At 63.6% G+C, this 13,810-nt stretch carries 14 protein-coding genes; 12 read left to right on the top strand and 2 right to left on the bottom strand.

The window, feature by feature from the left end:
* Positions 1 to 120: 120 nt before the first annotated feature.
* Positions 121 to 852 carry a mycothiol-dependent nitroreductase Rv2466c family protein gene (locus Y705_RS0106905; protein ID WP_026532327.1) on the top strand — a complete coding sequence of 244 codons (732 nt, stop codon included), beginning with the start codon at positions 121 to 123 and terminating at the stop codon, positions 850 to 852.
* 27 nt (positions 853 to 879) lie between these two features.
* Here the strand turns inward: Y705_RS0106905 and Y705_RS0106900 are convergent, their stop codons facing one another.
* The gene (locus tag Y705_RS0106900) at positions 880 to 2,358 is read right to left on the bottom strand and encodes a PucR family transcriptional regulator (RefSeq protein WP_026532326.1); all 1,479 of its coding nucleotides are present in this window, start codon (positions 2,356 to 2,358) and stop codon (positions 880 to 882) included.
* A gap of 95 nt (positions 2,359 to 2,453) precedes the next feature.
* Between Y705_RS0106900 and pxpA the strand changes: the two genes are divergently transcribed.
* Genes pxpA through Y705_RS0106875 form a run of 5 tightly spaced genes read left to right on the top strand, consistent with a single transcriptional unit; the run spans position 2,454 to position 6,760 of the window.
* Positions 2,454 to 3,206 carry a 5-oxoprolinase subunit PxpA gene (gene pxpA / locus Y705_RS0106895; RefSeq protein WP_049822393.1) on the top strand — a complete coding sequence of 251 codons (753 nt, stop codon included), beginning with the start codon at positions 2,454 to 2,456 and terminating at the stop codon, positions 3,204 to 3,206.
* A 42-nt stretch (positions 3,207 to 3,248) separates the two neighbouring features.
* Positions 3,249 to 3,488, top strand: a complete 240-nt coding sequence (locus Y705_RS0106890) for an acetyl-CoA carboxylase (protein ID WP_026532324.1) — start codon at positions 3,249 to 3,251, stop codon at positions 3,486 to 3,488.
* 14 nt (positions 3,489 to 3,502) lie between these two features.
* Positions 3,503 to 4,879, top strand: coding sequence for an acetyl-CoA carboxylase biotin carboxylase subunit (locus Y705_RS0106885; protein ID WP_026532323.1), 1,377 nt, complete (start codon positions 3,503 to 3,505; stop codon positions 4,877 to 4,879).
* The gene (locus tag Y705_RS0106880; RefSeq protein WP_026532322.1) at positions 4,876 to 5,772 is read left to right on the top strand and encodes a 5-oxoprolinase subunit B family protein; all 897 of its coding nucleotides are present in this window, start codon (positions 4,876 to 4,878) and stop codon (positions 5,770 to 5,772) included. The genes Y705_RS0106885 and Y705_RS0106880 overlap by 4 nt, the downstream gene beginning before the upstream one ends.
* A complete protein-coding gene (locus Y705_RS0106875; RefSeq protein ID WP_026532321.1) occupies positions 5,762 to 6,760 on the top strand; it encodes a 5-oxoprolinase subunit C family protein in 999 nt (332 codons plus the stop codon). The genes Y705_RS0106880 and Y705_RS0106875 overlap by 11 nt, the downstream gene beginning before the upstream one ends.
* Here the strand turns inward: Y705_RS0106875 and Y705_RS18070 are convergent.
* On the bottom strand, positions 6,734 to 7,798 hold the full coding sequence (locus Y705_RS18070; RefSeq protein WP_049822391.1) for a LacI family DNA-binding transcriptional regulator: 1,065 nt from the start codon (positions 7,796 to 7,798) through the stop codon (positions 6,734 to 6,736). The two genes, Y705_RS0106875 and Y705_RS18070, sit on opposite strands and share 27 nt — an antisense overlap.
* Before the next feature lie 246 nt (positions 7,799 to 8,044).
* On the opposite strand from Y705_RS18070, the gene Y705_RS18065 reads away from it, so the two are divergent.
* From Y705_RS18065 to Y705_RS23045, 6 genes are all read left to right on the top strand, one after another.
* Positions 8,045 to 9,100, top strand: coding sequence for an asparaginase (locus Y705_RS18065; RefSeq protein WP_049822390.1), 1,056 nt, complete (start codon positions 8,045 to 8,047; stop codon positions 9,098 to 9,100).
* Between the two features lie 3 nt (positions 9,101 to 9,103).
* Positions 9,104 to 9,991, top strand: coding sequence for a polysaccharide deacetylase family protein (locus Y705_RS0106860; RefSeq protein WP_026532320.1), 888 nt, complete (start codon positions 9,104 to 9,106; stop codon positions 9,989 to 9,991).
* The gene (locus Y705_RS0106855) at positions 9,991 to 11,379 is read left to right on the top strand and encodes an MFS transporter (RefSeq protein ID WP_049822389.1); all 1,389 of its coding nucleotides are present in this window, start codon (positions 9,991 to 9,993) and stop codon (positions 11,377 to 11,379) included. Before Y705_RS0106860 ends, Y705_RS0106855 begins: the two co-directional genes overlap by 1 nt.
* Positions 11,366 to 12,130: an SDR family NAD(P)-dependent oxidoreductase gene (locus Y705_RS0106850; protein ID WP_026532318.1), complete on the top strand. Its 765-nt coding sequence runs from the start codon at positions 11,366 to 11,368 to the stop codon at positions 12,128 to 12,130. Before Y705_RS0106855 ends, Y705_RS0106850 begins: the two co-directional genes overlap by 14 nt.
* A 6-nt stretch (positions 12,131 to 12,136) precedes the next feature.
* Positions 12,137 to 12,862 carry an SDR family NAD(P)-dependent oxidoreductase gene (locus tag Y705_RS0106845; RefSeq protein ID WP_253908524.1) on the top strand — a complete coding sequence of 242 codons (726 nt, stop codon included), beginning with the start codon at positions 12,137 to 12,139 and terminating at the stop codon, positions 12,860 to 12,862.
* 504 nt (positions 12,863 to 13,366) lie between these two features.
* On the top strand, positions 13,367 to 13,810 hold a 444-nt coding region (locus tag Y705_RS23045), incomplete at its 3' end, for an ABC transporter substrate-binding protein (RefSeq protein ID WP_253908523.1).

The raw sequence follows: 13,810 nt of genomic DNA, 5'->3' as shown, positions 1-13,810 counted from the left end.
CCCGCCGAAGGTATACACGAGCTGGTCTCGGCGGGGATGGTATTCAATCGTCTCCATGAGGGGATGCTACGCAGGGCAGGACGCCTTGACCACCCCCGCGCTCCTCCCTAGCGTGGGAGCATGAGCCAAGCAAATATCAACTTCTACTTCGACCCGGTCTGCCCCTTCGCCTGGATGACCAGCAAGTGGGTGCGGATGGTCATGGCCGAACGCGACTACGAGGTGGAGTGGCGATTCATCTCGCTGCGGCTCATCAACTCGTCGGTGGATTACGACGCCCAGTTCCCGCCGGGCTATGAAGCCGGGCACACTGCGGGCCTGAGGCTGTTGCGCCTTGCCGCCCAGGTGCGGGCCGACCACGGTGCGCGAGCGGTGGGCGATCTGTATGCGCGCCTCGGTGCGCATATCTTCGATTCCGAGGAGGACACCTCGGCGGACACTCCTACCCGGAGCCACCGCGGAACACGAGAGTTCGTGGAACCGATCCTCGCCGAGGCAGGCCTGCCGGAAGCTTTGGCGGACGCCCTCGACGACGAATCACTCGACGCCGTCATCCAGGCCGAGACCGACGAGGCGCTCGCACTCACCGGAAAGGACGTCGGGACGCCGATCATCCACTTCGAGCCTCCCGGGGGCGTTGCCTTCTTCGGCCCGGTCATCAGCCGGTTGCCCGCCCAGGGCAAGGCCGGCGAGTTGTGGGACCACGTGGTGGGGTTGGCGAGCTTCCCCGGTTTCGCCGAGCTGAAGCGCAGCCTCCGCGAGCGTCCACAGCTTCGCAGCTTCGGAGTGCCCGAGGACGACGCCGGCCTGCAGGAGGACTGGCACGGCGGAAGCCGCAGGACTCGAAAGTAGGCGGTCAGTTGAAAGCAGCAGGGACGTTCATGATCGAAGGATCCTCAGCGCCATCAGGCAGGTCGCCTGCCCTTCAAGGGATGTGAGGGAGAGATTTAGCAGGAACTCCAGCTTGCTGATGCGCTGACCGAGCGTGTTGCGGTGGATGTAGAGGGCAGCCGCTGCCCGGGAGGGCTGCGCGTCGTGGATGAGGAAGCACTCCAGTGTTTCAAGCAGATTCACCGAGTGGGACTCGTCGTGGGCGATGACAGGAGCGAAGAGTCTTGTGGCGCCAGCTCGTGCACCACGGGACGCCGTGGAGGCGACAAGTGCGCTGACCCCCAGTTCGGGAGCAATGGTCGGTCGGTCCACCTGTTCCACCAGTTCCCGTGCCTGATGGACCCCCAACCGCAATTCGTCGATGCTCGCGCAGGGACCTTTCAGCACCAGGGCCTGGCTAGGCAACTCTCTCGAAAATTCCGTCAGGAGTACGGCCGCGTCGGCAGGTTGGCCCAGGGTCGCGGACTTCTGAGCGAAGACGAACAGGACATTCGCGCGGACCTGCACCCGAACGTCATTGAACAGGGACTGCAGCACGAGCCGGATACGCCACGCGTTGGCAAGGTTCTGGGGCCCGGTGAGCGCGGTGACCACGAAGGTCGGCTCCCTGCTGTCCAACCCGGTGGCGCGGAACGTGCTGGTGAATTCCTCAAGCGCCACTCCGCTCCAGTCCGGGACCTGGTCCAACAGGGTCTCGAGCTCCTGCTGCTTGTGTGATGTCGAGTGGAGGGCCGTCTGCAACTGGACCGCGATGATGGAAGCCGCCGGTGCCAAGAGCGTGCCCAGGGGATGATCCGCCAGGGAATCGCGCACCACCAGCTGGAATGCATCCCCACTCCCCATGGGGAGCGGGACTGTAGTGTCCCTGCCTCCATTGGCGGCGCGCTTCAGATCCTCCCTGCTCCAGGATGAATCCTCCGGAGACCGGGCAATGACCGAGCCTGCGGCGTCCACGATGGCGAGCTGCCCCTCCGATGCCTCAGCGACAGCGACAAGGATCTCCGATATCCGGGCGCCGGAAGAAGCCAATTCCGCGCACTTCTGGGCAAGCTCCCACGAACGGGTTGTGGCGGTGAAGCGCTCCGCCTGGAGCACGTTCGTGACGTGGCGGTGTACCTGCAGGAATGGCACTGCCCGTGGAATCTCCAGGAGAGGCACATCCAGTGCTGTTGCCGCCTGCGCTAGGCCCGGGGGGATGAGCCGGTGGGCGGTTCCCGTGCCGAAGGCGATGGCGGCAACACCCACCTCCACGAGCCGTTCCACATACGCCGCCCATGTGCGGTTGTCGCGGATGTTGAGTCCGATTCCGTTGGTCAGCAGCAACACGTTCTGGCTGAGGAAGGGTGTCGGATCGATGGTTTCAGCAGGAGCGCACCAGCTGATTTCGCAGGCGAGGCGCTCAGTCGAAGAGGGCGTATGCAGGCGCAACTGCAGCGCTTCGGCGGCGAGTAGGTCCGAAACGATCACTGGTCCTCCAGGTGTGCAGCCGCCCAATTCAAGGATGGAATAGGAGTCGGATGCCCACTATACCGACGCTTCGGCGTGAGGTTAGGGTGAAACCCATGACTGACGCGCCCGCGATCTCCACCACGCTCCAAACGTTGCCGACGATCAATTCGGATATGGGCGAATCCTTCGGTCTGCATTCCTTCGGGAACGATTCCGAACTCATGGACATCGTCGATATCATCAATGTGGCCTGCGGATTCCACTCAGGAGATCCGGACACGATGGCCGCTACGGTGTCCTCCGCCGTCCAGAATGGCCTTGGCATCGGCGCACACCCCGGCCTGCCGGACCTTGTGGGATTCGGCAGACGCGAGATGAAGCTGGCGCCCGGGGAAGTGGAGAACCTCCTCGCGTACCAGGTGGGAGCGCTGTCGGCATTCCTGCAAAGGGAAAGCGCAGAGCTCCATCACATCAAACCCCACGGCTCACTGTACGGAATGCTGGCGCGGGACCATTCCCTGATGACCGCGGCAGCGCGGGTGGCCATCCTCTACGGGGTGCCGTTCTACGGCCTGGCGGGTACCTTTCACCAATCGGTGTGCGAGGAGATGGGAGTTCCCTTCGTCGGAGAGCTTTATGTGGATCTCAACTACGGATCCAAAGGTCAGCTGCTCATCCAGCGCCAGCCCGAACCGACGAAGCCGGCTGCGGCGGCGGAACGCGTCAGGCGCGCACTCGAGGACGGCGCCGTGGAGGCCACGGACGGCACAGTCCTGCACATTGATTTCCAAAGCATCTGCGTCCACTCGGACGCCCCCAATTCACCCGAGGTCGCTGCCGCCGTCCGCGGTGTCCTCGCTTCCTGAATACTTCCGCCGCATCTTCCCACCGTCCTGAAAGGACCAACCATGGCTGACATCACGTCCCCCCTTCCCGGAATCTTCTACCGGAAGCCGGGTCCCGACAAGGAACCCTATGCCAACGAGGGAGACCGCATCGAGGCCGGCCAGACGGTGGGGGTCGTGGAGATCATGAAGCAGTTCTCTGAAATCCGCAGCGACGTCTCAGGAGTCCTGGAAAGCTTCGCGATCGACGATTCAGGGACGGTCAACCCCGGCGACGTCATCGCAGTCATGAGCGAGGTCTGACCGTGGTGAAAGGAGTGCCTATTGAGATAGTTCCGGCGGGAAAGATGCTGATCGCCAACCGCGGTGAGATCGCCGTACGCATCATCCGGGCTGCGCGCGAACTCGGCATCGGCACCGTGCTTGCCGCGAGCGAACCCGACGCCGACTCCTACGCGGCGCAACTAGCGGACGAGGTACAGGTGATCGGCCCGGCCCCGGCGGCCAAAAGCTACCTGGATACCTCCGCAATTCTCAGGGCGGCGGAAGCATCCGGCTGTGATGCCCTTCACCCCGGCTACGGCTTCCTTTCAGAGAGCGCGGCCTTCGCGCGGGCCGTCATCGACGCCGGCGTCACCTGGATCGGCCCTTCGCCCGAGGCAATTGAGCTCATGGGCGACAAGTCAAGGGCACGCCAGGCCGCGAGGGACGCCGGCGTGCCCACGCTGCGTGGGAGCGATGGAGCGCTGACGCCCGACGACGACGTGATCGCCATCGCCGCCGCCGTCGGCTATCCCCTCGTGGTGAAAGCCGCAGCGGGTGGCGGCGGACGGGGCATCCGGCTGGTGACCGCCGAGCAGGACCTCGTGTCCACTGTTGAGATCGCCCAGGCCGAAGCGCGGGCAGCCTTCGGGAATTCCGCTGTGTACCTTGAACAGTTCGTGCACCGGGCCCGGCATGTTGAGGTGCAGATCATCGGCGACGGCGAAACCGTGATCCACCTCGGCGACCGGGATTGTTCTCTGCAGCGCCGCCAACAGAAAATTGTCGAAGAGGCACCGGCACCGGGCTTGCCGGCTACTGTTCGGGACACCATCGCGAGGTCGTCCATCGAGTTGGGCAAGGCCTGCGGTTACCGGGGCCTTGGAACCATCGAGTTCCTTTACAACCCGGATACCCAAGAGGCCGCATTCATTGAGATGAATACCCGCCTGCAGGTGGAACACCCAGTCACCGAAATGATCACCGGCCTGGACCTGATCCGAGAGCAGATCCTGGTGGCGCGCGACGGCACCCTCCGTCTCGGCCAGGACGATGTCCGGTTCAGTGGTCACGCCTTCGAGTTCCGGATCAACGCAGAAGATCCCAGGAACGGGTTCATGCCCAGCCCGGGGACCCTTGAGCGCCTGACATGGCCCGGCGGACCGGGTATCAGGATCGATGCCGGGGTGGTGACGGGTTCCGCCGTCGCCCCGTTCTACGATTCACTGCTCGCCAAAATCATAATCTGGGACGCCAGCCGGGATGAGGCGATCACCCGTTCCCGCCGCGCGCTCGGCGAGGTCCGCATCGAGGGTGTGAAGACCACACTTCCGCTCCTGGAAGCCGTCCTCGCCCGCCGCGAAGTGCGCAACGTTGAGCACCACTCGAAGTTCATCGAAACGACGCCCGACCTCCTAGGGGTAAGCACATGAGCGAAACCACCGTCCAGCAAGCCCGCTACACCTGGGGAGGAGATGAGTTCCTCTTCGTCGAGATCGCCGAGGCCATGAGCCTTGCCGCGAACTTCACCGCCAACGCCATGGCCAATCTGTTGCAGCACCGGGGCGTTGACGGAATCACGGACATCTGCCCGGCCAACGCATCGCTGCTCATCCGGTTCAATCCGGATCTGGTTCCGCCCCGGGAACTCGAGGATCTGGTCCGCAGCGTCGAAGCCGAGGTCGCCCAGTTGGCGCACCAGACCCTATCAACGCGCATCATCGAGATTCCCGTCTGGTATGACGACCCCTTCACGCGTGAAACCGCGTCACGTTTCCGGAAGGGACATCAACGGCCCGAGGGCACCGACCTCGACTTCGCGGCAGAGGAGAACGGGCTCGCCTCCGCGGCGGAGTTCATTCGGCGCCACCACGAATCACCCTGGCTTGTCTCCATGGTCGGCTTTGTGGCAGGCCTGCCCTTCATGTTCCAGATCGTCCCGCAGGACGAACAGCTGGAAGTACCGAAGTATCTCAGCCCACGAACGGACACGCCCCCCTTGACCGTGGGCCATGGTGGTTGCTTTGCCTGCATCTACTCGGTTCGGGGAGCCGGGGGCTACCAGATGTTCGGCATCGCCGCCGCGCCCATCTTCGACCCCGCACAGCGTCTCCCCGATTTCGATGATTTCCTGATCTTCTTCAAGCCAGGTGACATCGTGAAGCTCAAACCGGTGGACGAGGCAGAGTACAGGCAGATTCAGGCACAGGTCGAAAGCGGACACTTCCGGTACCGGCAGGCCCCGGTGACCTTCGACCTGCAGCAGGCTATGCAGGACCCCAAGGACTACAACAAGAAGATGATGGAGCACCTCGATGGCGTTTGAGATTCTGGAGCCGGGACTTGCAACCAGCGTTCAGGACAAGGGCCGCTTGGGCTACTACAACGTCGGCATCCCCCAAGGTGGAGCCATGGACCAATTGTCCGCGGAAATGGCAAATGCGCTGGCAGGCAATTCGCCGGAGGCTGCCGTCCTCGAATGCACCTATCTCGGCCCGAAGTTTCGCGCCGACCAGGACGCAATAATTGCGGTCACGGGAGCACCCGTCGACATTCGTGTCAACGGCGATGCCTGCGAGCAGTGGAACCGGTTGAAGCTGGCTGCCGGTGACGAGGTGTCCTTTGGTGTGCTGCGTGGTGGTACGCGCTACTACGTCGCGGTCCAGGGCGGCATCAACGTCCCCGTGGTGCTCGGGAGCAGGTCGACCTATGCGCTGGGAGCCATGGGCGGGTTCGAGGGACGGATGCTCAGGGCAGGCGACATACTGCCTGTGGGTTCCGCCGATTCAAGCCTTGCAACCGCGCCGATCCTCCGGAGCGTCGATGAGTCCCTGCGGCCTGCGTTCGAAAAGGAGGTCACGGTGCGGGTACTGCCGGGCCTCTATGACCACCGCCTGACCGAGGAAGGCCTCGAAACCCTCCTCACCGCGACCTGGACGCTCACGCCAGTGGCCGACCGCACGGGGTTGCGCTTTTCCGGCCCCGAGGTCGCATGGAAGCCTCGCACCCAGCCCTTCGGAGCGGGATCGGATCCCTCCAACATCGTGGACGCCGGATATGCCATCGGTTCCATCCAGATTCCGGGTGGCAAGGAACCCATCGTGCTCCACCGCGACGCGGTTTCCGGCGGCGGCTATGCCATGGTGGCCACGGTGATCAGCGCAGATATGGATTTGCTCGCGCGAAGTGCGCCTGGCACCAAAACGTCGTTCCGGGCAGTCACCATGGATGAGGCACTCGCAGCCCGGTTGGAGGGCAAGCTGGTGCGGTCGAAGCTTTGGGACACTTCAGCCGGCGATGGAGCGGGCGGGTAAAACGTAGAATGCGGCCGCGCTGCTCTCGCGGACGAACAGCTGTGGCGTCATGCGCACGGAGTCGACCTGCTCGCCGTTGATGACCTTATGGAGCATCTCGACGGCGCGGCGGCCAATGTCCAGCATCGGTGACCGTACGGAGGACAGCGGAATGGGGAGCTGGGCCGCGAGTGAGGTGTCGTTGAAGCCGACGATGGCGATATCCTGGCCCACGGTCAGGCCGTGTGCGCGGAAGGTCCCCATGGCTCCGATGGCCGCGAAGTCGTTGACGGAGAACACTGCCGTGGGTGGCTCGCCCGGGCGGCCTATGATCTTCTCGGCGGCATCTTTGCCGCCCTCGGTGTCGAAGCGTGACCAGATGACGTCCTCCTTCCGAAGCTCGCCGCCGAGCTCGCTCCACCGCTGGGAGAACCCGGCCGTCCGGTCGATAGCCGTGCTTGCGTAGGGCTCACCGGCGATCACGGCCACCCGCCGGTGTCCGGCGTCCCACAGATGGTCTGCCACCAGCTCGCCGCCAGCAACGTCATCGCAGGTGGACGAGGGAAAGCCCTCGTGACGGCGGTTCATGAGGACGAAGGGAACGTGCCGTGCACGGAGATCATGGATGAGGGTTGAACCGGCATGCACGTCGCCCAGGATTAACCCGTCCACCCTTCTGGCGAGCATGATGTCGGCCTTCCTGCGCTGCTCATCGATGCTGTCATGCGAGTTCATGACGAAGGTCGAGTAGTTGCTTGCCGCAGCCGCTTCCTCCACGCCCTCATACATGGTCGCCAGCACGATATCGGAGAGCCGCGGCACGATGACGCCGAAAGCCCTCGTGCGCCGAGTCCGGAGGCTGGTTGCCTGGGGATCAGGCGAATATCCGCGCTCCGCTGCCAGTTTCCGTACTCGCTCGGCTGTGGCGCTGGACGCCGCCCCCCGCGCAACGTCCGAAGTGGAGTGCAGTACCCGCGACACGGTGGACGAATGAATGCCCAGCTCAGCAGCAAGGTCTTTCAGCGTGACCGGAGTGCGGCCTTTCCCAGCGGTGTCCATTGACCCCATTCTTCCCTTGCATTCCGCCGATCGTTCTGGACGAGAAAACTGTCGCGCAAATCCCTTGACGAGATCCACGTCACATCATAGTGTTTTCTTTCGAGTAACCCAAACGATTGGGTTACGTGCTCAAGATCAGCACCCAAGTCCGCAACTGGCCTATCACCTTCACCCGCAACTAGGGTGCCGGGGCATTTTACCCAAACGATTGCGCCACAAGCTTCGAGACTTTCTCAGGAGGTGAACGTGACACCAACCAATAGCCCATACGTGGTGCTGCTGGCCACCGGCGGAACCATCGCATCCCGCACCTCAACCAATGACGGGGGCGCAACGCTCGCTGAGGACACAGGTGCGGCGATCCTGCAAACCACCGGGCAGGGCACCGTGCCCGTGGAGGTGGTTGACGTCATGCGCAAGGGCTCTTACCAGCTCACCTTCGCCGACATGCTTTCCATCTGTGCATCAATTCGTCAGGCGCTCAATGATCCCCTGGTCCTCGGTGTGGTGGTCACTCACGGAACGGACACCACCGAGGAGACTGCGTACCTCGCGGACCTTCTGCACCGGGATCCGCGGCCTGTGGTTTTCACCGGCGCCCAGCGCGCCGCCGACCATGCCGACCCCGATGGCCCGGACAATCTCCGGAAGGCGATTGCCGTCGCAGCGTCTCGCGACGCCCGAGGACACGGCGTCCTGGTGAGTTTCGCCGGGAAAATATTCCCTGCTGCGGGTGCTCAGAAAGTGCATACAGCGAACCTTCAGGCATTCGACAACCCCGACGGCGAACCCGCTGGAGCGGTGTCGGACACAGGGTCCGTGTCGATGCATTCCGTTCCGCTCCGGTTCGATCCACTGCCCGTCCCGGCTCCGGAGGTGGAGGCGCACCGTGCAGATATCGTTGCTATCTATCCTGGCGCCGACGCCGCGCTGCTCAAAGCGGCGCTATCGGTCGGTTCGTCGGGAATCGTGCTTGCGGCGACCGGGAACGGTAACGCGAACCCGGTCATTTGCGCGGCGGTCACCGACGCCACAGCGGCGGGCATCGTTGTCGTCACCAGCACCAGGGTGCACGCCGGACCGGTGCTGCCGGTGTATGGCAACGGCGGGGGCAAGGACCTTCAGGCCGCAGGAGCCATTCCGGCCGGTCTCCTCAAACCCTCGCAGGCCCGGACCCTGCTCCATCTGCTCCTCACATTGAAGATGTCACGTCCCCAGATCGAGAAACACTTCTTCCAGCGCGGCGGTCTGCTGCCGCACGCCGCTACTTATTCACTCCCAACCACCCCGTTGAAAGGCTGACCTATGAAAAAGGACATACAAATCGCATTCGGCGTCGACGTCGACGCCGTAGCAGGAATGCTCGGATCCTACGGTGGTGAGGATTCGCCCTGCGATATTTCCCGCGGCCTGTTCAGCGGCGAGGTGGGAGCCCCGCGCGTCCTCCGCCTGTTCGAGAAGTACGACCTTCCCTCCACCTGGTTCGTGCCCGGACACTCGCTGGAGACATTTCCCGAGTTGACGCAGATGATCGTGAACGCCGGACACGAGATCGGTGTCCACGGCTACTCCCACGAGAACCCAATCGCCATGACACGCGAACAGGAGACCGCGATCCTGGATCGCTCCATCGAACTGATCGAGAAGGTGTCCGGGAAGCGGCCGACCGGCTATGTGGCGCCGTGGTGGGAGTTCTCGACCATCACCAACGAAATCCTCCTCGAGCGGGGCATCAAGTACGACCACTCACTGATGCACAACGATTTCGAGCCCTACTACGTCCGCGTAGGGGACAGCTGGACCAAAATCGACTACAGCAAGCCCGCCGAGGCCTGGATGAAGCCCCTTGTCCGTGGCCGCGAGACTGATCTCGTGGAGATCCCCGCGAACTGGTACCTCGATGACCTCCCCCCGATGATGTTCATCAAGGCCTCCCCCAACTCCCACGGCTTCGTGAACCCCCGGGACATCGAGCAGATGTGGCGCGATCAGTTCGACTGGGTGTACTCCGAGATGGACCAGGCCGTTTTCACGATGACCATCCACCCCGACGTGTCGGGGCGCCCCCAGGTACTCCTCATGCTTGAACGGCTCATCCAGCATTTCAACTCCCACGAGGGCGTCACTTGGCACACCTTCGACCAGATCGCCGATTCATTCCTCGCACGCAGCCCCCGGAAGGAAACGAACTGATGTCCATCAAAGAGGCGGGCGTCGACCTTTCGACGCCGACAGGGGACGAGAAGCGCCGGTTTCCGACATTCACGAAGAAGAGAACGACGACGGTCAGTATCCTTGCGCTTCTCGCGTGGACCGTGGCCGTCTTCGACTACGGCCTGTTCGGCACCCTGCTGCCGGCCATGCAGGAGGAGTTCGGCTGGACGGCACCGGAAGCGTATGCCATCAACACCTGGATCGCCGTCGGTACGGCGATCGTCTGCTTCGGCATCGGGCCCGTCATCGACCGCCTGGGCCGGCGCAAGGGAATGATGCTCACCGTCGGCGGCACCGCCATCGTCTCCGGTGTCACCGCGTTCATCCCCGCCGGGCTCGGCTTCATGAGCAACGCGCTGCTTGTGGTCGTGCGCTCATTCGGTGGGCTGGGTTTCTCGGAGCAGGCTGTCAACGCAACCTACATGAACGAGGTCTACCAGGTCACCGAAGACGAAAGGAAGCGGAAGCGACCGGGCTTCCACTACTCCTTCATCCAGGGTGGCTGGCCGCTTGGATTCCTGCTGGCCAGCGCCCTGGCGCTGGCCTTCCTGCCCACGCTTGGTTGGCGTGCGCTCTACCTCATGGCCACCATTCCAGCGATCATCATCGTCCTGCTGATCGCCAAGAAACTCAAGGAAACCCCTCAGTTCGAGCTTCACCAGAAACTGACGCAGCTCGAGAAGAGCGGCAAGACTGCTGAAGCCCATGCCCTCGCCCGATCCTTCGGCGTTGAGCACTCCTCGAGCGCTCCCCTGAAACGCATCTGGGAGCCGGCGCTACGCCGCAACACCATCATTTTCTCGCTCGCATGGATCGTCAACTTCTTCGGCATCATGATCTTCAGCATCCTCGGCACGTCCGTCCTGGCCAATGCCAAGGGCGTGCAGCTCTCGGATGCGTTCTGGATGCTCATCATCATCAACCTGCTTGCCTACTTCGGCTACGTCTTCCACGGCTGGCTGGGTGACAAGATCGGACGTAAGAAGACCATCGTCTCCGGATGGATTATCTCGGGCCTTTCCTTCGCCGTCATGCTCAGCCCCCTCGTCTCCAGTCCCTTCCTCATCATCCTGACCTACGGAACAGGACTGTTCTTCCTGGTGGGCCCGTACTCCGCAATCCAGTACTTCATGGCCGAGTGCTACCCCGTCAGCTGCCGCGCCACCGGGCTCGCCTTCATAGGAGCCATGAGCCAGCCCGGCATCATCCTCGGTGGTGCGCTCTTCACCGTGGTCGCTGCAGCAGCCGGAACAGGGCCCGCAGCATTGTGGGTCGGTGCCCTCGGAACACTGCTCTCCGGCTTCCTGATGCTTGGCACGAAGGCAGTGCCGGCCGTCGCGCTGGAAGAAGCCCATGCCACAGTCTGAAGTAGCAATCATCACCGGGGCTGCCAGCGGTATCGGTAGGGCCCTCGCGGAGCACTATGCCCGCCGTGGCGTGAGGTCCGTCATCGGCACTTTCCCCGGCGACCCCCACGATCCCGAGCAGACGCTTCGACTGGTCGAGGAAGCCGGCGGGGCAGCCGTCATCCATGAGGTCGACGTCCGGACCACGGAGTCCGTGGATGCGTTCGCCGAGCGCGCCCTTTCCGAGTTCGGCCGGCTCGACTACGCCGTGGCCAACGCCGGGATCCTCCGCAACTCGCCGTTGAACGAGCTGTCGGACGAACTGTGGAACGACATGCTGAACGTGGACCTTACGGGCGTGCTCCGCACCCTGCGCGCCGGATCCCAGCGCATGCGTGAAGGCGGTGCGCTGGTCGCCGTGTCCTCGATCGCCGGCGGGGTGTACGGATGGGAGGAGCACGCCCACTACGCCGCGGCGAAAGCCGGCGTGCTGGGCCTGGTGCGCAGTGTCGCCGTCGAACTGGGCCCCCGGGGAATCCGTGCGAATGCGGTGATTCCGGGGCTCATCGAGACACCGCAATCCCTCGACCCGGTCAACTCATTGGGCCCGGACGGACTGAAGCGGGCAGGCAAGGACATCCCGTGGGGACGCGTCGGCACGCCGCGGGAAGTGGCCGACGTGATCGGCTTCCTGACCTCGGATGCTGCCGGATATGTTACCGGGCAATCCCTGGTCGTCGACGGTGGACTCACTGTCAAGATGAGGGCCTGATCCGACGTGGCACGCCTGATTGTGGATGAACCGACGGACCGCGGACGGACGGTCGTCGTCACGGGCGGTGGCAGCGGCATCGGCGCGGCCATCGCCCGGGCTTTCCGGGCCAACGGAGACCGTGTTGCCGTCCTGGATCGCACACCGGCAGCAGGAACCATTGTGGTGGATGTCGCCAGGGAGGACAGGGTAGCCGAAGCTTTCGCCACCGCCCGAAAAGAACTGGGCACCATCGACATCCTGGTCAACAGCGCCGGACTACTCACCGAGTCAAGACTTGAGGACATGTCCCTGGACCGATGGACGGAAACGCTTGCGGTGGACCTCACGGGAGTCTTCCTGTGCTGCCGTGAGGTGGTACCCGACATGCGCCGCCGCAACTGGGGCCGCATCATCAACATCTCCTCGCAGCTCGGATTGAAGGGAGGAACTGGACTGAGCCACTACAGCGCCGCGAAAGCCGGCGTCATCGCCATGACGAAGTCACTGGCCCTCGAGGTGTCCGCCGACAACGTCCTGGTCAACTGCATCGCGCCCGGCCCCATTGAGACACCCCTGGTCGACGGCATCTCGGAAGAGTGGAAATCCGCCAAGCGCAAGGAACTCCCACTCGGACGCTTCGGGTCTCCCAATGAAATCGCGCCGACCGCACTACTCCTGGCCAGCGATCCCGGCGGGAATCTCTACGTCGGGCAGACACTCGGGCCGAACTCCGGCGACGTCATGCCCTGAAAGGAGAACACCGATGTGTGGAGCCTGTGGAAAGACAGCAACGCCTGACCCCGTGCTCGGTCCAGTGCGTACCCTTCGCCAGCAACTGCTCGTTGCCCAGATTCTCAACGCCCTGTGTAGCGGACTTTCCGGTCTTCCCACCGTGCGGGTTGCGGGCGACGGCTGGATGGTCCGCAGCGCCACCGGCGCGTCAACGTCCTGCAGCACTGTGCATCGGATTTGGGAGGCGCTGATGGGGTGCTGCGTGGATCTCTATGGCACCCCACGTCCGATCGTCGATCGCCTCAGCGCGACCACCGACGGGCGGGATGCCACACCAGACGGCGTTGCGGAAGCGGTTACCGAAGCTGGACTGCGCGTCGCGGCCGAGCACCGGTGGAGTACTGCTCTAGCCGCCGACGATTTATTGAGGTAACTTAGCGGGGTCGTAACAAATTGTATACAAAAGATGACGCTTTCCTCTGATTGTATGTAAAGCACTGTCGCTCACTACGAAGGAACCCCATGTCCGAGCTTCTCCAGCACCCGTTCTCCCTGAAGGCGCGGCACGTCCGTCGCAGTGCCCTCGTCCCGGTCCTCGCCCTCGGCCTGGTCGTCGGCACCACCGCATGCCAGGCCCCCCAGACCACTGCCGAAGCACCCCAGGGAGACGATGTCGTCTCCGCTCCGATCGGCGATCAGACCATCGTGGAGGGCGGCGATCTCGTCATGGCCCTCTCCGCAGAGCCCGACCGCCTGGACCCGACGACGTCGTCGTCGCTGTACACGCGGTACGTCATGCAGACCATGTGCCAGAAGCTCTACGACATCGACGAAAACGGCGAGATCGTCCCGCAGCTCGCCACCGACCTCCCCGAGGTCTCCGAGGACGGCCTGACCGTGAGCATCCCGGTCCGCGACGACGCGGTCTTCGCCGACGGAACCCCCTTCAATGCCGAAGCGGTGGCC

It is taken from the genome of Arthrobacter sp. H41, from assembly GCF_000520535.1.
Taxonomy (GTDB): Bacteria; Actinomycetota; Actinomycetes; order Actinomycetales; family Micrococcaceae; genus Arthrobacter_D.
This window is presented reverse-complemented; position numbering and strand designations above follow the sequence as displayed.